This window comes from Microbacterium sp. MYb45 (assembly GCF_002979655.1).
In the GTDB taxonomy this organism is placed as follows: domain Bacteria; phylum Actinomycetota; class Actinomycetes; order Actinomycetales; family Microbacteriaceae; genus Microbacterium.
Window position 1 is genome coordinate 94,097 of the sequence record NZ_PCPG01000009.1, and the last position, 26,312, is coordinate 120,408.

Annotated in this window: 20 protein-coding genes; 8 read left to right on the forward strand and 12 right to left on the reverse strand. The window is 69.7% G+C overall.

Features of this window, described 5'->3' with window-relative positions; genetic code table 11:
• Nucleotides 1-65: 65 nt before the first annotated feature.
• Together CQ034_RS14280 and CQ034_RS14285 are read left to right on the forward strand one after the other, a co-directional pair.
• Nucleotides 66-3,074, forward strand: a complete 3,009-nt coding sequence (locus CQ034_RS14280; RefSeq protein WP_105711560.1) for a glycoside hydrolase family 38 C-terminal domain-containing protein — start codon at nt 66-68, stop codon at nt 3,072-3,074.
• 48 nt (nt 3,075-3,122) lie between these two features.
• Nucleotides 3,123-3,533 carry an MmcQ/YjbR family DNA-binding protein gene (locus CQ034_RS14285; protein ID WP_181156327.1) on the forward strand — a complete coding sequence of 137 codons (411 nt, stop codon included), beginning with the start codon at nt 3,123-3,125 and terminating at the stop codon, nt 3,531-3,533.
• A gap of 108 nt (nt 3,534-3,641) precedes the next feature.
• Here the strand turns inward: CQ034_RS14285 and CQ034_RS14290 are convergent, their stop codons facing one another.
• Nucleotides 3,642-4,229, reverse strand: coding sequence for a hypothetical protein (locus CQ034_RS14290; protein WP_105711561.1), 588 nt, complete (start codon nt 4,227-4,229; stop codon nt 3,642-3,644).
• Between the two features lie 125 nt (nt 4,230-4,354).
• Between CQ034_RS14290 and CQ034_RS14295 the strand changes: the two genes are divergently transcribed.
• Entirely contained in the window at nt 4,355-5,587 is a 1,233-nt protein-coding gene (locus tag CQ034_RS14295) for a glycosyltransferase (RefSeq protein WP_105711562.1), read from the forward strand.
• A gap of 133 nt (nt 5,588-5,720) precedes the next feature.
• Nucleotides 5,721-6,950, forward strand: coding sequence for a glycosyltransferase (locus CQ034_RS14300; RefSeq protein WP_105711563.1), 1,230 nt, complete (start codon nt 5,721-5,723; stop codon nt 6,948-6,950).
• A gap of 24 nt (nt 6,951-6,974) precedes the next feature.
• On the opposite strand, the gene CQ034_RS19475 is transcribed toward CQ034_RS14300, so the two are convergent.
• From CQ034_RS19475 to CQ034_RS19600, 3 genes are read right to left on the reverse strand one after another with little or no spacing between them, the layout of a single operon-like run.
• Nucleotides 6,975-7,577, reverse strand: a complete 603-nt coding sequence (locus CQ034_RS19475) for a hypothetical protein (protein WP_146114855.1) — start codon at nt 7,575-7,577, stop codon at nt 6,975-6,977.
• A gap of 47 nt (nt 7,578-7,624) precedes the next feature.
• Nucleotides 7,625-8,257 (reverse strand): LysE family translocator, encoded by a 633-nt coding sequence (locus CQ034_RS14310; RefSeq protein WP_105711565.1) that lies wholly within the window; start codon nt 8,255-8,257, stop codon nt 7,625-7,627.
• 33 nt (nt 8,258-8,290) lie between these two features.
• Complete coding sequence (locus CQ034_RS19600) at nt 8,291-8,452, reverse strand: hypothetical protein (protein ID WP_181156328.1); 162 nt, start codon at nt 8,450-8,452, stop codon at nt 8,291-8,293.
• A gap of 85 nt (nt 8,453-8,537) precedes the next feature.
• On the opposite strand from CQ034_RS19600, the gene CQ034_RS14315 reads away from it, so the two are divergent.
• On the forward strand, nt 8,538-9,509 hold the full coding sequence (locus CQ034_RS14315) for a GlxA family transcriptional regulator (protein WP_029262803.1): 972 nt from the start codon (nt 8,538-8,540) through the stop codon (nt 9,507-9,509).
• A gap of 13 nt (nt 9,510-9,522) precedes the next feature.
• On the opposite strand, the gene CQ034_RS14320 is transcribed toward CQ034_RS14315, so the two are convergent.
• Both CQ034_RS14320 and CQ034_RS14325 read right to left on the reverse strand, forming a co-directional pair.
• Entirely contained in the window at nt 9,523-10,530 is a 1,008-nt protein-coding gene (locus CQ034_RS14320) for a LacI family DNA-binding transcriptional regulator (RefSeq protein ID WP_105711566.1), read from the reverse strand.
• Nucleotides 10,531-10,649: 119 nt separating this feature from the next.
• Nucleotides 10,650-11,351 (reverse strand): NRDE family protein, encoded by a 702-nt coding sequence (locus CQ034_RS14325; protein WP_105711567.1) that lies wholly within the window; start codon nt 11,349-11,351, stop codon nt 10,650-10,652.
• 69 nt (nt 11,352-11,420) lie between these two features.
• Here CQ034_RS14325 and coaBC point away from each other — a divergent pair, with 69 nt between their 5' ends.
• A complete protein-coding gene (gene coaBC / locus CQ034_RS14330; RefSeq protein ID WP_105711577.1) occupies nt 11,421-12,620 on the forward strand; it encodes a bifunctional phosphopantothenoylcysteine decarboxylase/phosphopantothenate--cysteine ligase CoaBC in 1,200 nt (399 codons plus the stop codon).
• Nucleotides 12,621-12,747: 127 nt separating this feature from the next.
• Nucleotides 12,748-14,967 carry an ATP-dependent Clp protease ATP-binding subunit gene (locus tag CQ034_RS14335; protein ID WP_081860045.1) on the forward strand — a complete coding sequence of 740 codons (2,220 nt, stop codon included), beginning with the start codon at nt 12,748-12,750 and terminating at the stop codon, nt 14,965-14,967.
• 104 nt (nt 14,968-15,071) lie between these two features.
• Here CQ034_RS14335 and CQ034_RS14340 read toward each other — a convergent pair whose 3' ends face one another.
• The 4 genes from CQ034_RS14340 to CQ034_RS14355 all read right to left on the reverse strand — a co-directional run bounded on the left by CQ034_RS14340 (nt 15,072) and on the right by CQ034_RS14355 (nt 20,575).
• Entirely contained in the window at nt 15,072-16,367 is a 1,296-nt protein-coding gene (locus tag CQ034_RS14340) for a hypothetical protein (protein ID WP_105711568.1), read from the reverse strand.
• A gap of 266 nt (nt 16,368-16,633) precedes the next feature.
• The gene (locus CQ034_RS14345; protein ID WP_181156329.1) at nt 16,634-18,904 is read right to left on the reverse strand and encodes an ATP-binding cassette domain-containing protein; all 2,271 of its coding nucleotides are present in this window, start codon (nt 18,902-18,904) and stop codon (nt 16,634-16,636) included.
• Between the two features lie 66 nt (nt 18,905-18,970).
• Nucleotides 18,971-19,558: a nitroreductase family protein gene (locus tag CQ034_RS14350; protein ID WP_105711569.1), complete on the reverse strand. Its 588-nt coding sequence runs from the start codon at nt 19,556-19,558 to the stop codon at nt 18,971-18,973.
• Nucleotides 19,559-19,666: 108 nt separating this feature from the next.
• The gene (locus CQ034_RS14355) at nt 19,667-20,575 is read right to left on the reverse strand and encodes a LysR substrate-binding domain-containing protein (protein WP_105711570.1); all 909 of its coding nucleotides are present in this window, start codon (nt 20,573-20,575) and stop codon (nt 19,667-19,669) included.
• A gap of 133 nt (nt 20,576-20,708) precedes the next feature.
• Between CQ034_RS14355 and CQ034_RS14360 the strand changes: the two genes are divergently transcribed.
• Entirely contained in the window at nt 20,709-24,179 is a 3,471-nt protein-coding gene (locus tag CQ034_RS14360; RefSeq protein WP_105711571.1) for a bifunctional proline dehydrogenase/L-glutamate gamma-semialdehyde dehydrogenase, read from the forward strand.
• A gap of 92 nt (nt 24,180-24,271) precedes the next feature.
• On the opposite strand, the gene CQ034_RS14365 is transcribed toward CQ034_RS14360, so the two are convergent.
• Entirely contained in the window at nt 24,272-25,360 is a 1,089-nt protein-coding gene (locus tag CQ034_RS14365) for an ABC transporter permease (protein ID WP_105711572.1), read from the reverse strand.
• Entirely contained in the window at nt 25,357-26,241 is an 885-nt protein-coding gene (locus CQ034_RS14370; RefSeq protein ID WP_105711573.1) for an ABC transporter ATP-binding protein, read from the reverse strand. Before CQ034_RS14370 ends, CQ034_RS14365 begins: the two co-directional genes overlap by 4 nt.
• Nucleotides 26,242-26,312: the final 71 nt, after the last annotated feature.

Below are 26,312 nucleotides of genomic sequence, written 5' to 3' on the forward strand. Positions count from 1 at the left end.
AGCATCAACACGGCGTCGCCTGTCGCGCCGCGGACCAGCACTCACCGTCGAGCCCGGAGATTCCCATGCATGACGACACCTCTCTCACCGTCGGCCGCGTCAAGCGAGTCCTCGAGGAGCGCATCCGCCCGGCGATCCACTCGGCCTCCGTGCCGCTGGACGTCGCGATCCACGAACTGCCCGGCGAGCCGATCGCTCCGGCCGAGGGGCTCGCGCTCGGTTACGAAGCCGGGACCGTCGGCGCACCCTGGGGCCCGGCGTGGGGCACCACCTGGTTCAAGCTCACCGGGCGCGTGCCCGCCGAATGGGCCGGACGCCGCGTCGAGGCGCTCATCGACCTCGGATTCGACGTGAACATGACGGGCTTCCAGTGCGAGGCGCTCGCGTACCGTCGCAGCGCCGCAGGGTCCGACCCGATCCCGGTGAAGAGCATCAACCCCCGCAACCAGTGGGTGCCGATCGCCGAGGCGGCCGCGGGCGACGAGCCCGTGGAGCTGTACCTCGAGGCGGCATCCAACCCGGTGCTGCTCGACTACCACCCCTTCCTGCCGACGCAGGAGGGCGACATCCTCACCTCCTCGAAGGAGCGCCTCTACCGCGCGCGCCGGATGGACCTGGCCGTGTTCGAGCAGGAGGTCTTCGATCTGTCGCTCGACCTCGAGGTGCTGTTCGAGCTGCAGGCCGAGCTGCCGGCGACGTCGCCGCGCCGCATGCGCATCCTGCAGGCGATGGACGACGCCCTCGACGTGCTCGATCTGCAGCGCATCGTGGCGACGGCACCCGACGCCCGCGCCCGCCTCGCCGACGTGCTCGCCGCGCCCGCCGAGGCCAGCGCGCACCGCATCTCGGCCGTCGGCCACGCGCACATCGATTCCGCGTGGCTGTGGCCCGTACGCGAGACGATCCGCAAGGTCGCGCGCACCACCTCGTCGATGACGACGCTCATCGAGGAGCAGCCCGAGTTCCAGTACGGCATGTCCAGCGCGCAGCAGTACGCCTGGATCAAGGAGCATCGCCCCGAGGTGTGGGAGCGGGTCAAGGCCGCGGTCGCCGCCGGGCGTTTCCTGCCGCTCGGTGGCATGTGGGTCGAGTCCGACACCGTGATGCCGACGGGCGAGTCGCTGGTGCGGCAGTTCTCGCACGGGCAGCGGTTCTTCGAGCGCGAGTTCGGCATCCGGTCGAAGGGCGTCTGGCTGCCGGACAGCTTCGGGTACTCGCCCGCCCTGCCGCAGCTGATGCGCCGTGCCGGGTTCGAGTGGTTCTTCACGCAGAAGATCTCGTGGAACCAGCAGAACGTCTTCCCGCATCACTCGTTCCTCTGGGAGGGCATCGACGGCTCGCAGGTGTTCACGCACTTCCCGTCGATGGACACCTACAACTCGCAGCTGAGCGGCATGGAGGTCGCGAAGGCCTCGCGCCAGTTCAAGGAGAACCGACTCAGCTCGCGGTCGATCGCACCGGTCGGCTGGGGCGACGGCGGCGGCGGCACGACCCGCGAGATGACGGGCAAGGCCGAGCGCCTGCGCGACCTCGAGGGCAGTGCACAGGTCGTGTGGGAGCACCCGGACGTCTTCTTCGATGCCGCCAAGGCCGAGCTGCCGCATCCGGCGGTCTGGGTCGGCGAGCTGTACCTCGAGCTGCACCGTGGCACGCTCACCAGCCAGCACGCCACCAAGGCGCTGCACCGCTGGGCCGAGCATGCGCTGATCGAGGCCGAGCTGTGGGCCGCGACGGATGCGGTGCGCACCGGCGCCGCGTATCCGCAGGCCGAATTCGACCGGCTGTGGCAGGCCGTGCTGCTGCATGAGTTCCACGACATCCTGCCCGGCACCTCGATCGCGTGGGTGCATCGGGAGGCGGTCTCCGTGCTGAGCGACGTGCTGTCGGATGCCGAGGACATCTCCCTCGCCGCTCGCCGTTCGCTCGCCGGCGAGGGCGACCGCGAGCTGCAGTTCGAGCCGACATCGGTCGGGCGCGGACGTGCGCTCGGGGCGGCGTTCGTCGCCGAGCCGACCGCGGCGCCGGTCTCACTCACCGAGGAGAACGGCGGGTGGCGACTCGAGAACGAGCTCGTCTCCGTGCTGGTGTCGGCCGAGGGCCTGATCGTGTCCGCCATCGACAAGGCCAGCGGTCGCGAGGCGGTGGCCGAGGGCAAGGCCGCGAACCTCTTCCAGCTGCACCAGGACTTCCCGAACATGTGGGACGCGTGGGACATCGACCGGTACTACCGCAACAGCGTCGACGACCTCACCGCGGTCACGTCGATCGAAGCGTCGATGGTCGGCAGGGCCGCGCGGATCGTGGTCGTGCGTCCGTTCTCGGAGTCCACGATCGAGCAGACGATCATCCTCCAGCCCGGGTCGCGCACCGTGCTGCTGCGCAACGAGATCGACTGGCACGAGACCGAGAAGCTGCTCAAACTCGCGTTCCCGCTCGACATCCAGGCCGCGCACACCGACGCCGAGACCCAGTTCGGCTACCAGTCACGCGTCACGCACACGAACACCAGCTGGGAAGCGGCGAAGTTCGAGACCTCGATGCACCGCTTCGTGCTCGTGCGCGAGCAGGACTTCGGCGTCGCCCTCGTCAACGACTCGATCTACGGGTACGACACCTCGCGGGAGGTGTCCGACGACGCGGTGACGACGACGGTGCGGCTGTCGCTGCTGCGGGCCCCGCGCTTCCCCGACCCCGACACCGACCACGGCCACCACGAGATCGAGGTCGGCTTCGTGATCGGAGCGGATGCCGCGGTCGCGACGGCCGAGGGTATCAGGATCAACGCGCTGCCGAGCGTCGTGCGTGGTGCGCGTGAGGTCGAGCCGCTGGTTTCTGTGCAGGGCGACGGCATCGTGGTGTCGGCGGTCAAGCTCGCCGACGACGGCTCCGGTGACGTGATCGTGCGCGTGTACGAGGCGCTCGGGCGCCGTGCGGTCGGCGAGCTGGCGGTCGGCTTCGAGCACCGAGAGGTGCGCGAGGTGAGCCTGATCGAGGACGACATCGATGACGCGCGGGTCGGCGGCGAGCTGCGACTGCGCCCGTTCGAGGTGCGGACGCTGCGCATCGTGCGCTGAGGCTCGGTTCCCGTTGTGGTCGCCGGGCGGGTGCGCGACGATGGCGGGATGGCGAGCATCGACGACGTGCGGGCGATCGCCCTTGCGCTCCCCGGAGTTGAAGAGGTGGTGAGCGGCCACACCGGTGAGGCCGCGTTCCGGGTTAAGAGCGGGCAGTTCGCCTGGCTCCGCGGCCCGAGCGCGACCGACCTGCGGCAGCTCTCCGAGCTCGGGCGCGAGTGGCCCGCGGGAGAGGTGCTCGCCGTGCGCGTCGCCGACCTCGAGGAGAAGGAGGCCCTGCTCGCCGCGGAGCCCGACGTGCTCTTCACGATCCCGCACTTCGACGGCTACCCCGGGCTGCTCGTTCGCCTCGACGCCGTCGACCGCGATCGCCTGGAAGAGATCGTCACCGATGCCTGGCTGGTGCGGGCACCCGCCGGGGTGGCGAAGGAGTGGCTCGCGGAGCACGGGCTGGGCTGAGGCGCGCGTCGGCGGGCGACGATCCGCCGTGCCGGTGACGATATTCGGAGGGAACCGCCCCTGTTCTTCGGCGAATCGTCCGGTGGTCGGCGAATCGTCAGGGCGTGCTCAGGCGGGATCGAGTCGCAGCACTTCGGGGGACTCTCCGCCGGCGAGGTCGTCGGCGATACGGATGCTGCGCGCCAGCTCATCGAGCGCGCCGACCAGCGTGCCGAACCGCTCCTTGTCGCTGCACACCGCGGTCAGCGTCACCAGATGCGTACCCGTGTCCCAGGTGTAGGTCGCGAAGGGCGGCGACGTCGGCGAGGGCGGCATCGGCACGAGCAGCTTCTCGCCCACACCGAGCCGGGTGGGGAAGGACTCCGTGTCGTCGTAGTCCATCGGCATCGAGGCTCGGGCGATCCGCACGTCGGGCGTCAGGACCTGCGCGGTCGCCATCGCCACGACCAGCTCCGGTTCGGCCTTCCAGGTCCACACCAGCACGCGGCCGTCCGCCCGCTTCATCAGCATCGGCGCCGCCTGACTCATCGCCCACGCGCCGAACCGCGATCCGGGGCGCTCGGTCGCGCCGACGGCCGCATTGACCTGGCCCAGCAGCATCCGGATCGCCGCCTTGCGGTGCCGGCGGCCCTTCCATCCGAGCGAGTCCGTCACGGGAATCCACAGCTGGGGATCGGCGTCGGCAGTCAGTCGCATGGCTCCACGCTAACGGCTGAGGCTGAGGGATGCCCGGTACGCCTCGGCCGTCCGCGCAGGGCGCTCGGGTAGAGTGGCCAGCGCCCGACCAGGGCTTTCCCTTGGCCGCCACATCGTAAGGCTGCATGTCTGTGACTCCCTCCGACGATCCGATCGATCCGTCGAGCGGCCCCGCCGCCGAACCCGCGCCCCGCCCGTTGAAGATCGTGATCGGCTGCGACACTTTCGCGCCCGACATCAACGGCGCCGCCCGCTTCGCCGAGCGCCTCGCCGCAGGCCTCGTGCAGCGCGGACATGACGTGCACGTCGTCGCCCCCAACCAGGCCTACCGCCGCGCGCAGCCGCGCACCGAGGTCATCGAGGGCGAGCCGATGACCCTGCACCGGCTGCCGTCGGTGCGCTGGGCTCCCCACGACTGGCTCCGGTTCGTGTGGCCCTGGCGCTCGAAGCACTACGCCCGCCAGGTCATCGACCGGGTGCAGCCGGACATCGTGCACATCCAGTCGCACATCGTGATCGGCCGCGGCCTCGCCTACGTCGCCCATGAGCGCGGCATCCCGGTCGTCGCCACCAACCACGTCATGGCCGAGAACATCCTCGATCACACGACCATGCCGAAGTTCATCGATGACCTGGTCCTGAAGTTCGCCTGGGCCGACGCCAAGCGCACCTTCGACCTGACTCGAGCGATCACCACCCCGACCCGCCGCGCGGCCGACTTCCTCGAGAAGACCGTCGAGGTGGAGGGTGTGATCCCCGTCAGCTGCGGCATCGACCGCACGCAGTACACGCCGGTGATCGCCCCGCGCGACAAGAACCGCATCGTCTTCGTCGGCCGACTCACCGCCGAGAAGCAGGTCGAGGTCATCCTCAAGGCGATGACGAAGCTCGACCCGGCGCTCGAGACCACGTTCGACATCGTCGGCGGCGGCGACCAGCGCAAGCAGCTGGAGCACCTGGCCGCGCAGCTCGGTCTCGCCGACCGGGTCACGTTCCACGGGCGCACCACCGACGAGGAGCTCCGGGCGCTGCTGTCCCGGGCGAGTCTCTTCGTGATCGCGTCGATCGCCGAGCTGCAGTCCATCGCGACGATGGAGGCCATGGCGTCGGCGCTGCCGATCGTCGCGGCGGATGCCGTCGCCCTCCCGCACCTCGTGCACGACGGCGAGAACGGCTACCTGTTCGAGCCGGGCAACGTCGATGCGCTCGCCGCCCGCCTGACCGATGTGCTCACCGCGGAACCTGCGGAGTACGAGCGGATGCAGCGCGCATCGCTCGACGGTGTCGCGATCCACGACATCAACCGCACCCTCGACACCTTCGAGGCGCTGTACCGCGACGAGCCGCTGCCGGAGTAGCGAGTAGCCCGCCATGCACAGTGTCCCCCTCGGATCACGGCGCCGCGACGCGTCAGCGGCGGAGTAGCCCGTCATGCACAGTATCCCCGTCGGCACACGGCGCCGCGACGCCTCGGCGACGGAGTAGCGCGCCATGCACATCGTCTTCTTCGGCGATCAGCACCTCGACTCCCTCGGCGGAGCGCAGGTGTCGATGCGGCTCCAGCGGGAGTTCCTCGAACGCGCCGGACACACCGTCACGGTCGTCGCGCCGAAGATGCACGGCTCGCGCTCGTCGACGGGCACCCACGGCGGGGCGTACGTCGACCTCCCCTCGACGCCGATCACGCTCGACCGCGAGTACTCGATGACGTGGCCGGGGCGCGCGACCGACCGCTTCCTCGACAGGGCGATGACCCGTCGTCCCCCGGTGGATCTGGTGCACGTGCAGGCCGATTTCTGGGGCGCGTTCATCGGGCATCGCTACGCCCAGCGCCATGGCATCCCGGTCGTGCACACGATGCACAACCGCGTCGATGTCGGGATCGCGGCCGTCACTCCGCTGCATCGCCCCGTGCTCGCCGTGTTGAACGCCTGGCGCGGCGGCGCGATGCGCGGGATCGGCGACCCCGCGCGGGGCGTGGACGGCTGGTCGTTCCTGCGCGGCCTCGCCGCCGGAGCATCCGCCGTGACCGCGCCGTCGACGCATTTCGCGCGACGCCTCGAGCAGCACGACGTGTTCCCGCGGGTCGACGTGATCTGGAACGGCATCGACGATGACCTGCGCGCACAGACGCTCGCTGCGCGACCGGCGGCCCGGGAGCCCGGACGGCCCCGCTTCGTCTGGCTCGGACGGATGAGCCCTGAGAAGCGCCTGCTTCCGTTCCTCGACGCGTTCGTCGCCGCGGGCATCGACGCGGAACTCGAGATCATCGGCGGCGGAGGGCAGCGGGCCGCGGCCGAGAAGATCGTGCGCGGCCACGACGGCGTGCGCTTCGCCGGACGACTGACCTACCCGCAGACCCTGGAGCGGATCGCCGCCGCCGACGCGCTCGTGCAGACGTCGATCGGCTTCGAGACCCAGGGGATGACGCCGTTCGAGGCGGCCACGCTCGGCACGCCCTCCGTGATCTGTGACCCCGACATCGCGGCGGAGCTCGGCGGGGGGCTGTGGGCGGTTCCGGATGCCGGCGCCACCGCATCGGGCCGGGAGCTCGAGGCCCGACGACTCGCTGCGCTCACGGAGACCCTGCGGTTGGCCGCATCCGACATCGCCGCAGGCACCGCACCGACGCCGGTTCCCGAGGTCGCCGAGGCATTCCGCCAGTCATCGCGCACGGCCGCCATGGTCGAGGTCTACGAGCGGGTGCTCGCCCGGCGCTGATGCGGGGAGGTGGGGCGCCCGCGATCAGACGAATCGCAGGAACGCGATGCCGACCCAGCTGAAGATCATCCCGAGGGCACCGGCGCCCGCGATGCCGATCGCGACGCCGGCGAGAAGGCGCGGACCCGGGCGACGCGCGGCGATGATGCCCAGCACGAGCGCCACGAGGTAGGCGAAGAAGGAGATCACGCCGATCGCCTCATCGATCGCGTAGGCGGATCCGTACCCGAAGTTCGACGTGTAGATCAGGAGTCGGACGATCGAGGAGATGAGGTTGACCGCGAGTGTGATGACGGCGATCACGAACGCGGTCCGCCCGAGCGCGCTGCCCGCCGGTGCGTCGGGAGCTGCCGCCGCGGCCGGCCACGACGCGGGCTGGCCCGGCGCCCCGGCTGGGTAGGCCGCAGCTGCGGGCTGGCCCGAAGCCCCGGCCGGGTAGGCCGCAGCAGCGGTCGGGTAGGCCGTCGGATGCGCGGGGGCGGCGGTCGGATGCGTGGGAGCAGCGGGAGCAGCGGGAGCAGCGGGGGTCGATGGCGGCGCACTGGACGCGTGGGTCGGGAACGTATGCGTGCCGGGGTATTGCGGATCGGCGGGCAGGTGCGCGGGAGGCTGCTGGGGCTCGCTCATGACGACGAGCGTAGCCGTGGCGCCCGCGATTCGCACGGGGAGGGGATTCAGCTCTTCGCGCCGGTCAGGGCCAGCGTGCCGCCGAGCCCGATCATCATCACGCCGCCGGTGCCGGAGAGCGTCGACATGCGACGCGGCGAGCGGGCGAACCAGGCGCGCACGGTTCCGGCGGCGAGGGCCCACACGCTGTCGCAGACCAGTGCGAGCGTCTGGAAGGTGAGACCGAGCAGAAGAAGCTGGGCCCAGACCGGGCCGGCCGCCGGGACGACGAACTGCGGGAGCACGGCCACGAAGAACGCGATCGTCTTCGGGTTGGTCAGACCGACGATGAAGCCCTGGCGCAGCAGCTTCGCGGCGGAGGCCGGCGCTCGATCCGCATCAGGGACGTGGTCGTGACGGTGGCGGATCGCCTGTACGCCGAGCCAGACCAGGTAGGCGGCGCCGACGATCTTGATGAGGGTGAACGCCACCACGGAAGACGCGACGATGGCGCCGACCCCGAAGGCCACGGCGAGAACGGCCGGTACGGTGCCGAGGGCGTTGCCGACGACGCTGAGCACGCCGGCACGGCGACCGAGCGAGAGAGAGCGGCCGATCACGAACAGCACGCTCGGACCGGGGATGGCGATGATCACGACGGAGGCGACGGCGAAGGCGACGAGGCTGTCGAGCGGGATCATGAGCCGACCATACACCGGGGGGTCGAGCTCGGTTCAGCGGTAGCCGTGTCCGGACTCGGCCCGCTGGTGGACGTCGCGGCCGCCGACGCGATTCCAGTCCGTCGGCGTGGGGTGGTAGCCGTCGCGACGGAGTTCGATGACGGTGGCGATAGTCGCCCATGCGACCAGAGCGAGGAGTGCGATGACGAGTATCATGGCAGAAACGCTACGTTCGATGCCGAACTGTCACGAGTGGCAGAATCGACTACCATCGTATGAAAACTGCCAATCGGGAGTGTGCATGAAGACAGTGGCCTGCGTCATCCAAGATGGCTTCGCGCCGTTCGAGTTCGGCGTCGCCTGCGAGGCGTTCGGACTCGATCGATCCAGCGACGGCGTGCCGAACTTCGACTTCCGCATCGTCGCCCCGCGCGCGGGTGTCGTGCAGTCGAAGATCGGCTTCTCCGTCAACGTCGAGCACGACCTGGCCTTCGCGTACGAAGCCGACCTCGTGGTGTTCTGCCCGCTCCCTCGCGAGCGCTGGGGCGACATCGATCCGCTCCTGCTCGACGTCGCCCGGCACGCGGTCGACCGCGGCGCCTGGGTGATGAGCGTCTGCAGCGGGTCGTTCATCCTCGCCGCCGCCGGCGTGCTCGACGGACGTCGGGCGACGACGCACTGGATGTACGCGCACGTCATGGCCGACATGTACCCGCAGATCGACATCGACCCCGACGTGCTCTTCGTGCAGGACGGGAAGATCATCACCAGCGCCGGCACCGCCGCCGGGATCGACGCCTGCCTGCACCTGCTCCGGCAGGAGGTGGGTGCCGAGCTCACGAACCGCATCGCGCGCCGCATGGTGGTGCCGCCGCAGCGTGACGGCGGCCAGGCGCAGTTCATCGACCGTCCGATCCCCGTGGTCGCCACCGACTCGCTCGCCGCGGTCGCCGACTGGGCCGTCGAGCACCTCCGCGACGACCTCGGTGTCGATCAGCTCGCGGCCAGGGCACTGATGTCACCGCGAACCTTCGCCCGGCGCTTCAAGGCCGAGTACGGGGCGACGCCCGCCGCGTGGCTCGCGCGCCAGCGCATCATCCACGCGCAGCGGATGCTGGAGCGCACCGACCTTCCGCTCGACCACATCGCCGACGAATGCGGCTTCGGCTCGGCGGCGGTGCTCCGACAGAACTTCGCACGGGTCCTCGGACTCACCCCCACGGCCTACCGCGCGCGGTTCTCCTGCGCGTCGGACGAGTCTTCGGCGGCGTGAGCGGGCGCTCCGGTCAGAGCGCCCTGGTGGTCGAACGCTCGACCAGTGAGCAGGGCAGCAGCACGTGCGCGGCGTCCTGTTCGGGCGCGGCGAGACGCGCGAGCAGCAGCTCGACGGCGCCGTGCGCCATGTCGAGGATCGGCTGGCGCACCGTCGTCAGATCGAAGGCCTGCCACGACGACATCGCGACATCGTCGAACCCGAGCACCGACACCTCGTCGGGCACGCCGATTCCGAGCGCCTTCGCGGCGTTCAGGGCGCCGAAGGCCACGAGGTCGTTGTGGCAGAAGAGCGCGGTGGGGGGCTCCGGCAGCTGCAGCAGGCGAGTCGCCGCCTCGAACGCCCTCGTGTAGTCGAGGTCGGCGACGTCGAGCAGCGACGGGTCGAACACGACCCCGGCGGCATCGAGCTCCGAGAGGAACCCCTCGTGTCGGTCGCGGACGGAGGTCGTGCCGAGCGGGCCGGCGATCACTCCGATGCGTCGATGTCCGAGGGATGCGAGGTGACGGCCCGCGATGCGACCCCCGTCGATGTTGTCGGGAGAGATCGAGTCGTTGTCGGGCACGGCGCCGGGGCCCATCGTCACCGCGGGAACGCCGAGCGATACGATGCGACCCTCGTCATCGGGCGAGAGCAGCGTCGTCGTGAGGATGACGCCGTCCACGTTCGTCTCCCGCAGGGTCCGCGCGAGGTCCTCGGTGGTGTCGGCGCGACCGCTGAGGATGAGAGCGCGGTATCCGGCTCGGTTGAGATCATCGCTGATCGTGTGCAGCAGTTCGGCGTAGTAACTGTTGCGCGGGTCGCCCAGCACGACGCCGATCGTCTGGGTGCGGCTGGTGACGAGGCTTCGGGCGCTGAGGTTGGGGCGGTAGTCGAGCTGCTGGATGGCCGCCTCGACCTTGGCGCGCACTCGCTCCGACACGCCCTCATGGCCGTTGACGATGCGGGACACCGTCGTCTGTGACACGCCTGCCGCTCGGGCGACGTCGACGCTGGTCACACCGCGGGACTTCGGCGGCATGGGCCCTCCTCTTCCGTGCCGGGCTTCCCATGCTAGACCGCGGGGTGGCGCGGAATGACTACGCAGTCCTCGGCGTGGCGCATCCGTCGCATGCACCCGGTGATGCGCGGAGCGTGCGCTCAGACGCTCCAGTGCGCCGGTGTGGGGAGCGCGTGATCGCGAACCTCGAGGCCTGTGGGGGTGACGGATGCCGTCGCATAGAGGAGCGACTGCGTGGGGTACCCGTGCGGGCGGTTGTCGCGGATGATCGCGCGGTCGTCTTCGGGGGGCAGTTCGGTCGAGGACGCCAGCAGCGCGGTCCATTCGGCCGTCCAGTCCGGGCTGTCGGCCGTCGGACCCAGAGCACGGAACTCCGGCAGCCAGGCCTCGATCCGCGGAGTCGTCTCGTCGTCGAGGTCGTCGTGCGCGATCATGTGCGTGCCCGGATCGATGGGCGTCTCGCGCAGCTCGACGCCGTCCCATGACAGCACGCGCGCACCTTCGGGACCGACCTCCAGCAGGTTGAAGCCGTGCATGGGGAGCGGGGCGACGGGGGAGCGGCCCATGACCGATTCCAGTGCGAGGGATCCGCGGGAGACGGCGTGCGCATCGGGGAGGTCGCGCACGTCGGCGCGGTTCAGCAGCACGGCCAGCCGCCGTTCCGCGGGGTTCGCGGCGAGCCAGGCTCCGCCCGCGCGACGATCCCGGATCCCGATCACGCCCGAATACCGCTCCGGCCACCAGGGGCCGAGGGCGTCCCATTCCCGCTGCGGGTCTTCGTCACGCACCGCCAAGAGCCTCGCGACACCGGCATTCTCGACATCGATCACGACCGTGCACACGGGTCCAAGTCTAGGTCGAGGGCGACGACGTCGGCCCCACGGCGGCGGATGCTGCGGCAGAATCGAGATGTGAACATCGTCGTCGGAGTCACGGGCGGCATCGCCGCGTACAAGACGGTGCACCTCGTGCGCCTGCTCACGAAGGGCGGGCACGACGTGACCGTGGTGCCCACCGAGGATGCGCTGCGCTTCGTCGGGCTGCCGACGTGGGAGGCGATCAGTCGCCACCCGGTCACCACGAGTGTGCACGACGACGTGGCCAAGGTGCGGCACGTCGCACTCGGCCAGGCCGCCGAGCTTGTGATCGTGGCGCCGGCGACCGCGAACTCGATCGCCAAGATCACCGCCGGTCTCGCCGACGACCTCCTGGGTACGACCCTGCTCGCCACCGAGGCTCCGGTGCTGATCGCGCCGGCCATGCACGCCGAGATGTGGCGGAACAGGGCCACGCAGGCGAACATCGCGACGCTGCGGGAGCGCGGCGTGCACGTCGTCGGCCCGGCCGACGGAGAGCTCGCGGGCGGCGACAGCGGACCAGGACGGATGTCGGAGCCCGAGGAGATCTTCGCGGCAGCCCAAGCGCTGCTGGACCCCGGCGACCTCGCCGGGGTGCGGGTCGTCGTCTCGGCCGGGGGCACGCGCGAGCCCATCGACCCCGTACGCTTCCTCGGCAACCGGTCCAGCGGCAGGCAGGGGGCGGCCCTCGCCGCCGAGGCCGCCGCACGTGGCGCCGAGGTGACCCTGGTCGCGGCGAACATCGCGGGTGACGTGCTCGCCGAGGCGCGGCATCCGTCCATCCGCGTCGTCTCCGTCGGTGCGGCCGCCGAGCTCGCCGAAGCGATGAAGCGCGAGGCCGCAGCGGCCGATGTGGTCGTGATGGCGGCGGCCGTGGCCGACTATCGGCCGGTGGAGGTCTCGAACCGCAAGCTCACCAAGGAGGCGGGGGGAGTGCCGACCATCGAGCTGGTCGAGAACGAGGACATCGTCGCCGCACTCGCGGCGGCGCGGAAGCCCGGGCAGCTCGTCATCGCCTTCGCCGCGGAGATCCCGGAAGATGAGGCGGAACTCCTCGCCCGCGCTCGCCGCAAGCAGCAGCGCAAGGGTGTCGACCTGCTCGTGGTGAACGAGGTCGGCTGGGAGCGCGGGTTCGAGAGGGCCGAGAACACCGTGCACATCCTCGGGCCGGGCGGGACGGAAGCGGGCGTGGCCTCCGGGTCGAAACGTGCGGTCGCGGCCGCGATCTGGGACGCCGTCGCGCAGGAGCGCTGACGGGAGGCTGGGGCTGGAACAGAATCTCGGCGAGTGCTAAACTTGAGTCAACAAGACTCAACTTTTACCCCGTCTCCCGATCCGGAAGGCGGGAGACGACCAGAAGGAGCATCTCCAGGAGGAGCGCATGACCACCCCGCAGACCGGCAACCAGAACCAAGACCAGCAGTCCGCCCTCGAGCAGTTCGGCATCAACCTGACCGACCGCGCCCGCGAGGGCAAGCTCGACCCCGTGATCGGACGCGACAGCGAGATCCGTCGCGTGAGCCAGGTCCTCACCCGCCGCACCAAGAACAACCCGGTGCTGATCGGCGAGCCCGGCGTCGGCAAGACCGCCGTCGTCGAGGGTCTCGCCCAGCGCATCGTCGCGGGCGACGTGGCCGAGTCGCTCAAGGACAAGGAGCTGGTCACGCTCGACATCTCCGCCCTCGTGGCCGGCGCCATGTACCGCGGGCAGTTCGAGGAGCGGCTGAAGCAGGTCCTCAAGGAGATCACCGAGTCCGACGGTCAGGTCATCACGTTCATCGACGAGCTGCACGTGCTGATGGGCGCGGGCGGCGGCGAAGGATCGGTCGCGGCCTCCAACATGCTCAAGCCCATGCTGGCCCGCGGCGAGCTGCGGCTGATCGGTGCGACGACGCTCAACGAGTACCGCGAGTTCATCGAGAAGGATGCCGCGCTCGAGCGTCGCTTCCAGCAGGTGTACGTCGGCGAGCCCACGGTCGAGGACACCATCGCGATCCTCCGCGGGCTCAAGGGGCGCTACGAGGCGCACCACGGAGTCACGATCTCCGACAGCGCCCTCGTCGCCGCTGCCGCGCTCTCGAACCGGTACCTTCCTGCGCGTCAGCTCCCCGACAAGGCCATCGACCTGATCGACGAGTCGATGTCTCGGCTCAAGATGGAGATCGACTCCTCGCCGGTCGAGATCGACCAGCTCAAGCGCCAGGTCGACCGGCTGAAGCTGGAGGAGCTGGCCCTCAAGCGTGAGAAGGATGCCGCATCGAAGGAGCGCCTCGGCGCTCTGCGCGAGCAGCTCGTCGGCATGGAGAAGGAACTCGCGGAGCTGGAGGCCCGGTGGGCGCGTGAGCGTCAGGGGCTGAACCGGGTCGGCGAGCTCAAGAAGCAGCTCGACGACGCGATCACGCAGCGCGACCTCGCCATGCGCAACGCCGACTACACCAAGGCCTCGAAGCTGGAGTACGAGACCATCAAGCGCCTGGAGCGCGACATCGCCGAAGCCGAGCAGGCCGAGGCCGCGACCCCTGCCGAACCGCGCATGGTCAACGAGCAGGTCACCGAAGAGGACATCGCCGCGGTCATCGCCGCGTGGACCGGCATCCCCGTGGGTCGTCTGCTGCAGGGTGAGAGCGAGAAGCTGCTGCACCTCGAGAGTGAGCTCGGCAAGCGCCTGATCGGACAGAAGGATGCCGTCAAGGCGGTGTCGGATGCTGTTCGGCGCTCTCGTGCCGGCATCAGCGACCCCGGGCGTCCGACCGGGTCGTTCCTGTTCCTCGGACCGACCGGTGTCGGTAAGACCGAGCTGGCCAAGGCGCTGGCGGAGTTCCTGTTCGACGACGAGCACTCCATGGTGCGCATCGACATGTCGGAGTACGGCGAGAAGCACTCGGTGTCGCGGCTCGTCGGTGCCCCTCCGGGATACATCGGCTACGAACAGGGTGGTCAGCTGACCGAGGCGGTGCGGCGTCGTCCGTACAGCGTGATCCTGCTCGACGAGGTCGAGAAGGCGCACCCCGAGGTGTTCGACGTGCTGCTGCAGGTGCTCGACGACGGTCGCCTCACCGATGGCCAGGGTCGCACGGTCGACTTCTCGAACGTCATCCTGATCCTCACGTCGAACCTCGGCTCGCCGATCCTCATCGATCCGGTGCTGTCGCCCGAGGCCAAGCGCGAGCAGGTGATGGCGCTCGTGCGACAGGCGTTCCGCCCGGAGTTCCTGAACCGTCTCGACGACATCGTGATGTTCTCGGCCCTGAGCGAAGACGACCTCGCGCAGATCGTCGAACTCTCGGTCGACCAGCTGCACGACCGCCTGAAGGACCGCCGTCTCACGCTCGCCGTGACGCCGGATGCCCGGTCGTGGCTCGCCGAGCGCGGGTACGACCCGATGTTCGGTGCGCGGCCGCTGCGCCGCCTCATCCAGAGCGAGGTGCAGAACAAGCTGGCGACCGCGCTGCTCTCCGGCGGTGTGCGCGACGGCGACACCGTGCGGGTGGATGTCGGTGCCGACGGTGCGGGCCTCGTGCTCACGTCGACGACGCCCGAGCCCGCGCCCGAGGACGACGATGATGACGACGTGATCGAGGCGGAGCTGCTCGACGACTGAGTCGTTCCCTTCCGGAGCCGCGCGACCGCCGCACGTTCTGAAGGAGAACTCACGCTACGAAGGAGCGGATGCTGCACAGCATCCTTCCCGGCGTGAGTTCTCCTTCATTTCGGGCGGGTGGTCACGGTGTCCTGTGAGCGAAGGAGCGTCCGAAGCGCAGCCAGGTTCGCCACGCTGAAGAGGAGCCTGACGAGGAGCAGAGCGGCCCACAGTCCTACCGCGCTCGGGGCTGCGAACCGGCCGATGATCAGCGTGGCGGGTGCGAGCACCAGATAGGTGAGGATCAGCCCGAGCAGTCCGGCTGTGGCGCCGAAGGTGACCTTCATGTAGGCGAACAGGGATCCGGAGAACGGCTCCAGCAGCAGCTGCAGAGCAATGAGGAGCCCCAGCACCGGATCGCCCACCGGGCTCAGGCCGAACGCGGAGAGCAGGATGAGGGACAGCGCGAGGGGGACGACGAAGATGCCGACGACGCCGTACGACGCCACCCGGTACCTCGGCTCCCGAGCGCGATCCTGCAGGGTCATCCTTCCGGCGGTCTGGCCGATCATCTTCAGCGGGATGATGATGGTGCGGCACAGCGCGACGCCGGCGGCGACCTGTGCGGCGACTTCGACGGAGATGCTGGCCGCGACCAGTTGCGCGACCATGAAGAGCACCATGAAGACCGCGCCGTCGAGAGAGTTGAGAACTCGATCCCCGATGCGGCGAAGCGAGAAATCGGGGGCGCGGAGAATGCGAACCCGGATTCCGGCTCGGAGTAGTCGCCGCCGACGTTCCCAGAGCATGGCGATGACCATGAGCGAGGCGAGCGCCGACTGCAGCGCGATGGCGAGGATCGGACTCGGGATGAGCAGGACGACGGCCAGGCCGAGCGCCAGACCGATCAGCGATCGGGTGAGGGTGATCGTCAGGTTGTCCTTCTCGCGGCCGAGGTGCTGGAAAGCGGCAGCGAGAACGCTGGTATGCGACGACAGGATGTTCGCCGGAAGCTGCACGACCAGCGCCACCCACAGTGCGACCGCGAGGACCGAGCCGGAGGGTGAGGCATAGGTGAGTGCGACGCCCGCTGCGGCGCTGATCGCGACGACGATGACAGACACCGCCGAGGCGAGGCGAAGGTTGCCGGCGATGGCATCCGCGATCCGGACGGGATCGGTGCGGGCCTGACCCAGATCACGCAGAGTGCCGATCCCCACGCCGACGTTGATGAGCGTGCCGAGCCCGCTGATGGTCGCCGTCGTGCCGATGATGGCGGCGAAGTCGGTTCTTCCTGTCGCGAGAGCCACCGCCAGCAGGATGAACGACGTGCCGAGAGGGATGACCTGCGCCAGCATCATGGGCGTCGCGTGTTTCAGCACGCGGGACATGTCCTGCGTCCACTCGGGGAATGCGGTCATCTCGTCCTCCGTGCGGAATGCGTCACCGGCGAACGCTGTAGATCCGCGCTTATACGACGATAGAAACCAGACAGACACCGTCGCGAGCTCTGTCGCACGAGAGTGCCGGTGTATCGGCGGCGGTACTGCTTGTCAGCACCGGCGGATGAGTTGCGAGTCCGGCCTCACTTTCTGAAGGAGAACTCACGCAATGAAGGAGCGGATGCTGCGGAGCATCCTTCCCGGCGTGAGTTCTCCTTCATTTCGGGAGAGTCGTCGCGCTGCGATCAGGCGCGGGAGGCCGTCGCGAGGGCTCGGCCGGTGAGCGAAGCGGAGTCGCGCACGATCTCCGTCGGAGTGCCGGCGAAGACCAGCCGGCCGCCGTCCGATCCGGCGCCGGGGCCGATGTCGACGACATGATCGGCGCGTGCGACCACGCGCAGGTTGTGTTCGACGACGACCAGGGTCGCACCCTCGTCGAGCAGGTCGTCGAAGAGGGTGTTGATGGTGTCGACGTCGGTGGGGTGCAGGCCCGAGGTGGGCTCGTCGAGGATGATCCGGTCGGCAGGGTCGCGCCGCGGATCGCTGAGATGCCGGGCGAGGAGCAGCCGCTGCTTCTCACCTCCGGAGAGGGTGTCGAGCGAACGCCCGACCGGGATATAGCGCAGCCCGGTGCGCTGTACCCAGTCCAGGGCCGAGACCACATCGGGATGCGCGGAGAACAGCCTGCTGACCTCGGCGGGCGTGGATGCCAGCACATCGGCGATCGAGGCGCCGTCGACCTGCACCCCGAGAGCGGTCGGGTTGAAACGCAGGCCGCCGCACGCGTCGCAGGGCAGCGAGACGTCGTCGAGGAACGCGAGCTCGGTCGTGATGTGTCCGCGCCCACGGCAGGTGGGGCAGGCTCCGCGCGAGTTGAAGCTGAACCACGACGGGTCGAGCCCCGACGCGGCGGCGAACACCTCGCGCACCGTGTCGGCGATGCGCAGGATGCTCAGCGTCGTCGACCGCGCTCCGCCACGCAGCGCGTCTTGCCCGACGACCGTGAACTCCGGATGCTGGCGCGGCAGCTCCACGGTGGCGAAGGAGCTCTTGCCCGAACCCGCGACGCCCGTGATCGCGGTGAGCACGCCGAGCGGGACGTCGACGTCGAACCCGCGCAGGTTGTGCGATCGCGCATCTTTCACGGTGAGGCGACCCGTGGGTCGCCGGGTCTTTTCGCGGATCGCCAACGGCTCGGCGAGCACCCGTCCGGTGAGGGTGTCGCTGCCGCGCAGCGCTGCGGGCGTGCCCTCGAACTGCACGCTGCCGCCGGCGGAGCCCGCGCCCGGCCCGAGGTCGACCACATGGTCGGCGACCGCGATCACCTGCGGGTGGTGCTCGACGACGAGGATCGTGTTGCCCGCATCGCGCAGCCGCTGCAGCAGGGCGACGAGGCGTTGGATGTCGGCGGGGTGCAGCCCGGTGCTCGGCTCGTCGAACACGTAGGTCACGTCGGTCAGGGCGCTGCCGAGGTGCCGCACGATCTTGACGCGCTGCGCCTCGCCGCCGGACAGGGTCGAGGATTCGCGGTCGAGCGTGAGATAGCCCAGCCCGACGGAGAGCAGGGCATCGAGCACGTGACGGACGCCCTCGACCGCCGGCGCCACCCGAGGGTCGTCGAAGGCGTCGAGTAGCGCATGCAGTTCGGCCACCGGCATCCGCATCCAGTCCACGATCGATCGCCCGCCGATGAGGCTCGCCCGCGCCGCTTCGTTCACCCGCGCACCGTGGCAGTCCGGGCAGGTGTGGTGGGTCACGAGCCGGTCGAGCTCTTCACGCACCGGCGCCGACATCTTCACCGGGCGCTGCTTCAGGAACACGTCGCGCATGCGGGTGATCACCCCGTCGAACCGGGCGCTCTGCGGGAAACGCGGATCCGGGTCGTCGAGCTTGAGCTTGTCGGCGTAGAGGAACTGATCCATCTCCTCGGCCGTGTAGTCCTTCAGCGGCTTCTGGCGGTCGAACAGCCCACAGTAGGCGAACCGCTTCCACCGATACACACCCGGACGGAACAGGCTGAACCGCACCGGCCCTTCATCGATGTTCTTCTCGGGATCGATCAGGGCGTCGATGTCGATGTCGTACACCGTGCCGAGCCCCTCGCAGGTCGGGCACATGCCGGACGGATCGTTGAACGAATAGGCGGGGGAGTACCCGGCCGACGGCTCGGCGACGCGGGAGAACACCAGGCGCACGAGCGAGGCCAGGTCGGTCGCGGTCGCCACGGTCGAGCGCGCATTGCCCGTGAACCGGCGCTGGTCGATCAGCACCGTGAAGGTCAGACCGTCCATGGACTGCACGTCTGGCGCCGGCATCTGCGGCAGCCGCGAACGGATGAAGGTCGAGTACGAGTCGTTGACGAGCCGCTGCGCCTCGGCGGCGATCGTGTCGAGCACCAGCGACGACTTGCCCGATCCGGAGACGCCGGTGAAGACGGTCAGCAGTTTCTTGGGGACGTCGAGCGAGACGTCGCGGAGGTTGTTCGTCCGCGCCCCGGTGATGCGGAGGGAGTCCATCCCGAAACGCTAACGGGGCCCCCGGACAATCCGGAGGCCCCGTCGACAGAAGTCGGGTCGTGCAGGTCAGGCGCTGAGGACGACCGTCTCGTTGATCGGGCGACGCACGCGCGGAGCGACCTCGCGCTCCTGCAGCACCTCGGGCAGGGTCTCGATGTCACCGAACTCGCCGACGGCGAAGACCGTGGTGGGGACGAAGCGGGCCTCGAGGTCGGCGAACTCGCGGACGACCTCGGGGTCGAAGCCGCTCATCTGGTGCACGACGAGTCCATCGTGGTGGGCCTGCACCGAGAAGTGCGCGACGGCCTGACCGAGGTCGTAGAGGGCGTGGGTGATGGGGGTGCCGTCGGCGGTGGCCGTCTCGGCGATCGCGACCACGAGCACGGCGGCGTTGCCCGCCCATGCCTGGTTGAAGCCCATCAGTGCGCCGGTGACCTGGGCGTGCAGGGCGGTGCCGCGGCGGGCGACGATGAAGCGCCACGGCTGCGTGTTGTTGGCGGACGGGCTCCAGCGAGCGGCCTCGAGGGCGGTGGCGAGCTTGGCCTCGTCGATCGAGTTCTGCGCGTCGAAGGCGCGGGGGCTCCAGCGGCCGGCGAGGACGTCGAGGACGGGGTGCTCGGTCGGGGCGGTGCGGTCGATCACGGGAGTGCTCACGGAAGTGCCTTTCAGAAGGAGTGGATCGGACTCCTTCGTCCGGGTACACGGGACAGAACAGATGCATGTGCATGCATATTCCCGATTGTTGCGGTGTTCTGCGTCGCGCTAGACGGGCAGGTTGTGCGACGCGGCGTCCGCGAGCGCGCTGCGCACCGCCCGGATGGACGGGGCGGCGGCGGAGACCTTCCGTGCCGAGGAGAAGATCTCGCGGCGCGGCTCGTGGGGAAGCGGCGCCAGATCCACGGTCGGGGTGTCGCCGGCCCACACGAGCTCGGGCAGCAGCCCGACCGCGAGCCCGGCGTGGATCAGGCGCACGTGCGCCGTGAGGTCGGCGATCTCGAAGCGCACGTCGGGCTCGAACCCCGCTGTGCGGCAGAGCTCCTCGGCCCAGGCGCGGGATGCCGTGCCGGCGGGTTCCAGCACCCAGGGCTCTTCGCGGGTCGACCAGAGCTCCGCGAGGGCATCCGCGTGCCGAGGTGCTCCGGGTCGACGGGCGAGGGCGATCGCGTCGTGGGCGAGCACCACCCGGTCGAGGTCGGCGTGGATCGGGCGCGTGCGCCCCGGATACTGCTCGGCGAGGATCAGGTCGAAGTCGCGGCTGGACACCCCGACCAGCCCGGTCTCCGGGTCGCACTCGGTGACCTCGACGCGCAGCGCCGGATGCCTCTCCTTGAGGGCTTCGAGGGCGCGCGGCAGCAGGGAGTGCGCGGTCGACTGGAACACGGCGATGCGCGCGGTGCCCGTCACCTCGGTGAGCGACTCGGCGACCGCGACCTCGGCGTGCTCGAGCTGATCGAGGATGCCGATGGCCTGCGCGACCAGCACGTTTCCCTGCGGCGTGAACTGCACCCCGCGGCCGACTCGACGCAGCAGCGGCACGCCCACGTCGCGCTCCAGTGCGCTCAGCTGCTGCGACACCGAGGCCTTGCTGTACGAGAGCGCGTCGGCCACGGCGGAGAGCGTGCCGCGGCGCGACAGCTCCACGAGCATCCGCAGTCGGTTCACGTCCAGCATGGCCGTTTCCTTCGTTCAGCTTGAGTGAACAGAATCCACGCAAATCGGTTGATAGACGGAGCCTACCGAGCGGCAGGACAATGATCCAGCCGCACACGAAACCCCGGTGTGCGCTCTCTTGGAAGGTCCACCGATGCCTGTCGCCGCCGACACCACCATTCCCCGTACCGAAGACGTCGCCGCCCTCGTGCAGCGCTGGCTCGTCGAGAGCGAGACCCACCCCGTCGAGCCGGCCGCGCAGCGCCTGTCCGAGGTGCTCAAGGACCCGAACGGGCTCGCGTTCACGGTCGGCTTCGTCGACGGCGTGATGCGTCCGGAAGACCTGCGCGTGGCGGGTCGCAAGCTCGCCGAGATCTCGGAGATCACCCCGACCCTCCTGCCCGGCTACCTGCGAGCCGCGATCAAGACCGGCGGCTTCTGGGCGCCGAAGCTCCCCGGTGTCGTCGTGCCGATCTCGCGCCGCGTGCTGCGGGCCATGGTCGGGCACCTCGTGCTCGATGCCACCCCGGCCAAGCTCGGGCCCGCGATCGCGAAGCTGCGCAAGAGCGGAAATCGCCTGAACCTCAACCTGCTCGGGGAGGCCGTGCTCGGCGAGCGCGAAGCCGGGCACCGCCTGCAGGGCACGCGCGACTTCCTCGCCCGCGACGACGTCGACTACGTGTCGATCAAGGTCTCCAGCGTCGTGAGCCAGCTGTCGATGTGGTCGTTCGACGAGGCCGTGGCGGATGTCGTCGAGAAGCTGACCCCGCTCTACGAACTCGCCGCGAAGGCCGAAGCCAAAGGCAAGGCCAAGTTCATCAACCTCGACATGGAGGAGTACCGCGACCTCGACCTCACGATCGCGGCCTTCACGAGCATCCTCGACCAGCCGGGGCTGGCGAACCTCGAGGCCGGCATCGTGCTGCAGGCCTACCTGCCCGACGCCCTCGGCGCCATGCAGCACCTGCAGGAGTGGGCCACGGCGCGCCGCGCGAAGGGCGGGGCGCCCATCAAGGTGCGCGTCGTCAAGGGCGCGAACCTCGCGATGGAAGAAGTGGATGCGGCGATCCACGGCTGGCCGCTCGCGACCTACGGCACCAAGCAGGACTCCGACACCAACTACAAGCGGGTGCTCGACTGGGCGATGACCCCCGAGCGACTGGATGCCGTGCGCATCGGCGTCGCGGGCCACAACCTGTTCGACATCGCCTACACCTGGCTGCTCGCGCAGACTCGCGGGGTCGCTGACCCTGACAGCGCCGACCCGCTCGTCGAATACGAGATGCTGCTGGGCATGGCGACCGGCCAGGCCGAGGCCGTCCGCAAGGACGTCGGCCGCCTGCTGCTCTACACACCGGTCGTCAACCCGGCCGAGTTCGACGTGGCGATCGCGTACCTGGTGCGCCGTCTCGAGGAGAACGCCAGCCCCGAGAACTTCATGTCGGCGGTGTTCGAGCTGGCCTCGAACCCGACGCTCCTCACCCGGGAGCGGGAGCGCTTCGAGCGCTCGCTGGCCGCGCTCGCGACCGACGAGCCGGCGTTCGTCCCGGCACCCCACCGCGTGCAGGACCGTACCGCGGAAGCTCCCGCCGGCACGACCGTGGGCTTCGAGAACCAGGCCGACACCGACCCGGCCATCGCCGCGAATCGTGCGTGGGGCCGCGAGATCCTCGGCCGTTCGGTCGGGTCGAGGCTGGGCCTCGACACCATCGCGATCGCCAAGGTCGAGACGGATGCCGAGCTCGACGGCATCTTCGACGCCGCGACCGCGGCCGCTGAGAAGTGGGCCGCCCTGCCCGCCGCCGACCGCGCCGCCGTGCTGCACCGTGCCGGAGACGAGCTCGCCGCGCGCCGTGGACAGCTCATCGAGATCATGGCCCATGAGGCGGGCAAGACCATCGCCGAGTCCGACCCCGAGATCAGCGAGGCCATCGACTTCGCGCACTACTACGCCGAGCGCGCCAAGGATCTCGAGACGATCTCGGGTGCCGAGTTCGTGCCCTCGAAAGTCACCGTGGTCACGCCGCCGTGGAACTTCCCGGTCGCGATCCCCGCCGGTGGTGTGCTCGCCGGCCTGGCCTCGGGATCTGCCGTGATCATCAAGCCGGCCAAGCTCACGCAGCGCTGCGGTGCCGTGATGGTCGAGGCACTGTGGGCCGCCGGCGTGCCGCGCGACCTGCTCGCGCTCGTCGACCTCGCCTCCCGCGACCTGGGCACGCGCCTGGTCGCCGGTCCCGCGGTGGACCGTGTGATCCTCACGGGTGCGTACGAGACGGCTCAGCTGTTCCGCTCGTTCCGCTCCGACCTGCCGCTGCTCGCCGAGACCAGTGGCAAGAACGCGATCATCGTCACCCCCTCCGCCGACCTCGACCTCGCGGCCGCCGATGTGGCCCGCAGCGCGTTCGGTCACGCCGGGCAGAAGTGCTCCGCCGCATCGCTGGCGATCCTCGTGGGATCGGTCGCCGACTCCAAGCGGTTCGAGCGTCAGCTGGTGGATGCCGTGACCTCGATGCGCGTCGGACTGCCCGACGACCCGGCTACGCAGATGGGCCCGATCATCGAGCCCGCGAACGGCAAGCTCCTCACCGCGCTCACGAAGCTGGAGAAGGGCGAGCGCTGGCTCGTGAAGCCGCGCAAGCTCGACGACGAGGGGAAGCAGTGGACTCCTGGCGTCAAGACCGGCGTGCGGGAGGGCTCCTACTTCCACCTGACCGAGTTCTTCGGCCCGGTGCTCGGCATCATGCACGCCAAGGACCTGGACGAGGCCCTGCGCCTGCAGAACGCGGTCGACTACGGCCTGACCGCCGGCATCCACTCGCTCGATTCCGATGAGGTCGCCACCTGGCTCGACAGCGTCGAGGCAGGCAACCTGTACGTGAACCGCGGCATCACCGGGGCGATCGTGCAGCGTCAGCCGTTCGGCGGCTGGAAGCGCTCGGCCGTCGGCGCCGGAGCGAAGGCCGGCGGGCCGAACTACCTCTTCGGCCTCGGCGAGTGGACCCCGGCGGAGCTTCCGGCGGTCGCGCCCGGCGCTGCCGTCGTCCCCGCGGTCGGCGCGCTGCTCGACGCGGCGGGTGCCGAGCTCGACGCCGTCGAGGCGGACTGGTTGCAGCGGGCCGCGGCATCCGACGAGCGCGCCTGGGTCGACGAGTTCGGAGCCGTGAGCGACAAGTCCGGCCTCGGGGTCGAGCGCAACCTGTTCCGCTACCGTCCGGTCGCGATCGACGTGCGCATCGCCGAGAACTCCCCGCTCGTCGACGGCATCCGTGTGCTCGCCGCCGCCCTGCGCAGCGGCAGCCCGTTCACGGTGTCGGCTCCGGCCCTGCCCTCGCGCGTCGAGAAGGCGCTTCGCGCGCACGGCGTCACGGTGAAGCACGAATCGGATGCGGCCTGGACCAAGCGCTACGCCAAGGCCGCGAACTCGTGGCACCGCGTGCGTCTGGTCGGCGGCGACGCCGCAGCGCTGCATCAGGCACTCGACGGCAGCCCCGATGTGGCGGTCTGGTCGCACGCCGTGACCGGTGCCGGCCGCGTCGAGATGCTGCCGTTCCTGCACGAGCAGGCCGTGTCGATCACGAACCACCGCTTCGGCAACCCGACCACCCTCGCCGACGGCGTGATCTGACCCGGGGCTGACCCGCAGCACAACAGAGACCACAACAGAGAAGCCCCCTGCCCCGCGCGTTGCGGAGCAGGGGGCTTCTCTGTTGCGCAGTCTCAGGCGCGCAGTGCGTCCCTGAGCTTGACCCGCGAACCCATGCGCAGCAGCGAGTTCTCGTAGATCTTCGCGCCGATGGCGATCGCGGCCACGCAGCTCGCGAGCAGGATCGCCAGGCTCAGCAGCGGCTCCCACCACTGCGCTTCGCCGACGAACAGGCGCATCGGCATTCCGACCGGGGCCGAGAACGGCACGTACGACATGATCGTCAGCACCAGCGGGTTGTCGTTGAACACGATGACCAGGATGTACGGCGCCATGATCAGCATCGTGATCGGCGTGGTCGTCGACCCGATGTCTTCCTGGCGGGAGACCATCGACGCGGCGGCCGCGAACATCGCCGCCAGCAGGATGAAGCCGAACAGGAAGAACACGGCGAACCAGATGATCGGCGCTCCGAGAGTCGTGAGCACCTCGCGTTGACCGGTGACGATCAGCCCGATCGTGGCGACGGCCGCGAGGGCGAGGATCTGCCCCATCGCGAGCACCGTGTTGCCGATGACCTTGCCGGCCAGCAGTGTGCGCGCCGGGATCGCCGACAGCAGCACCTCGACCACGCGGGTCTGCTTCTCTTCCACGACGCTCTGCGCGATCGTCCCGCCGAAAGTCGCGGCGGCCATCATGAACACGAGACCGAACGCGATCGCGATGAAGTACCGCAGCAGCGGGTTCGTCGTGACCGGCTCGAGGATCACGACGTCGGGCGACTGGGACAGCGCCGAGACGAGCGAGCTCGGCGCATCCTGCAGCGCGATGATCGTGTACCCCGAGGGCCCGTCGCCGGGCAGCACCGCGGCGTCGACCTTGTCGTCGCGCACGAGTTCTTCGGCGGCGGCCTGGTCGGCCACCTCGGTGACTTCGAAGCCCGGGATGGCGGAGACGGCGGCGGCGGTCTCCGAGGTCGCGGCGATCGGCGTCGTCTCGGTGTTCTTGCTCGCGAAGCCGCCGAGGATGATGCCGGCGAGGGCGAGCACCAGCAGGATGCCGGTCGAGATCAGGAAGGCCTTGCTGCGCAGCTTCGATCCGATCTCGCGCTCGGCGACGAGCCAGATGCCGTTGGTGCTGCGGACGGGGGCAGGGGTACTCACTGGATGACCTCCTTGAAGATCTGGGCGAGGGACGGATGCTTCGGCGCGAAGCTCGCGACGTCGCCGCGCTGCACGGCGGAGTGCAGCACCCGCTGCGCCGTCTCAGGGCCGTCGGCGTCGAACAGGGCATAGCCGCCCTCGAAGTCGACGACCGTCACACCGGGCTCGGTGCGCAGCCATCCGGCGTCTCCGGCGGAGACGAGCTCGTAGCGGTCACGGGCATGCTCGGCGCGCAGCGCATCGCGCGAGCCGGAGGCGCGGATCGTGCCGCCGGCGAGGATGACGAGGTCGTCGCACAGGCGCTCGACCACGTCGAGCTGGTGGGAGGAGAACAGGATCGATGCGCCCTTCGCGGCGCTGGACTGCAGCACGCCGGCGACCACATCGACCGCGAGCGGGTCGAGGCCGGAGAACGGCTCGTCGAGGATCAGCACCTCGGGGTCGTGCACGAGCGAGGCAGCGATCTGCGCACGCTGCTGGTTACCGAGCGACAGCGACTCGATCGTGTCGTTCAGCCGTTCGCCGAGGCCGAGCTCGGTGAGGAGCTCCGTCGCCCGCTCGGTCGCATCCTGCTTGCCGAAGCCGTGCAGGCGAGCGAGGTAGACGATCTGCTCGAGCACCTTCATCTTCGGGTAGAGGCCACGCTCCTCGGGCATGTAGCCGAAGCGGCGACGGTCCTCTGCCGTGATCGGCGCGCCATCGAGGTCGACCCTGCCGCCGTCGGAGGACAGCAGCCCCAGGACGATGCGCATGGTGGTGGTCTTGCCGGCGCCGTTGCCGCCGACGAAGCCCGTCAAGCGGCCCGGGGCCACCGTGAAGGACACGTCGTCGAGCACGCGCCGAGAGCCGTAGCTCTTGGTGATGCCGGAGAGTTCGAGCATTCCTGTCGTCATACCTTCACGCTACGGAGCGCAGGCATCCCGGGGCATCCCCCCTGTGACGGACCCGCCCC

What these genes read in the sequence shown, in the direction of transcription:
- CQ034_RS14355 (WP_105711570.1), bottom strand. Translation starts at nt 20,575, where the DNA reads ATGCTGGACGTGAACCGACTGCGGATGCTCGTGGAGCTGTCGCGCCGC.
- CQ034_RS14340 (WP_105711568.1), bottom strand. Translation starts at nt 16,367, where the DNA reads ATGACCGCATTCCCCGAGTGGACGCAGGACATGTCCCGCGTGCTGAAA.
- CQ034_RS14280 (WP_105711560.1), top strand. Translation starts at nt 66, where the DNA reads ATGCATGACGACACCTCTCTCACCGTCGGCCGCGTCAAGCGAGTCCTC.
- CQ034_RS14370 (WP_105711573.1), bottom strand. Translation starts at nt 26,241, where the DNA reads ATGCTCGAACTCTCCGGCATCACCAAGAGCTACGGCTCTCGGCGCGTG.
- CQ034_RS14285 (WP_181156327.1), top strand. Translation starts at nt 3,123, where the DNA reads ATGGCGAGCATCGACGACGTGCGGGCGATCGCCCTTGCGCTCCCCGGA.
- CQ034_RS14295 (WP_105711562.1), top strand. Translation starts at nt 4,355, where the DNA reads ATGTCTGTGACTCCCTCCGACGATCCGATCGATCCGTCGAGCGGCCCC.
- CQ034_RS19475 (WP_146114855.1), bottom strand. Translation starts at nt 7,577, where the DNA reads ATGAGCGAGCCCCAGCAGCCTCCCGCGCACCTGCCCGCCGATCCGCAA.
- CQ034_RS14310 (WP_105711565.1), bottom strand. Translation starts at nt 8,257, where the DNA reads ATGATCCCGCTCGACAGCCTCGTCGCCTTCGCCGTCGCCTCCGTCGTG.
- CQ034_RS19600 (WP_181156328.1), bottom strand. Translation starts at nt 8,452, where the DNA reads ATGATACTCGTCATCGCACTCCTCGCTCTGGTCGCATGGGCGACTATC.
- CQ034_RS14345 (WP_181156329.1), bottom strand. Translation starts at nt 18,904, where the DNA reads ATGGACTCCCTCCGCATCACCGGGGCGCGGACGAACAACCTCCGCGAC.
- CQ034_RS14360 (WP_105711571.1), top strand. Translation starts at nt 20,709, where the DNA reads ATGCCTGTCGCCGCCGACACCACCATTCCCCGTACCGAAGACGTCGCC.
- CQ034_RS14290 (WP_105711561.1), bottom strand. Translation starts at nt 4,229, where the DNA reads ATGCGACTGACTGCCGACGCCGATCCCCAGCTGTGGATTCCCGTGACG.
- CQ034_RS14335 (WP_081860045.1), top strand. Translation starts at nt 12,748, where the DNA reads ATGACCACCCCGCAGACCGGCAACCAGAACCAAGACCAGCAGTCCGCC.
- CQ034_RS14315 (WP_029262803.1), top strand. Translation starts at nt 8,538, where the DNA reads ATGAAGACAGTGGCCTGCGTCATCCAAGATGGCTTCGCGCCGTTCGAG.
- CQ034_RS14300 (WP_105711563.1), top strand. Translation starts at nt 5,721, where the DNA reads ATGCACATCGTCTTCTTCGGCGATCAGCACCTCGACTCCCTCGGCGGA.
- CQ034_RS14320 (WP_105711566.1), bottom strand. Translation starts at nt 10,530, where the DNA reads ATGCCGCCGAAGTCCCGCGGTGTGACCAGCGTCGACGTCGCCCGAGCG.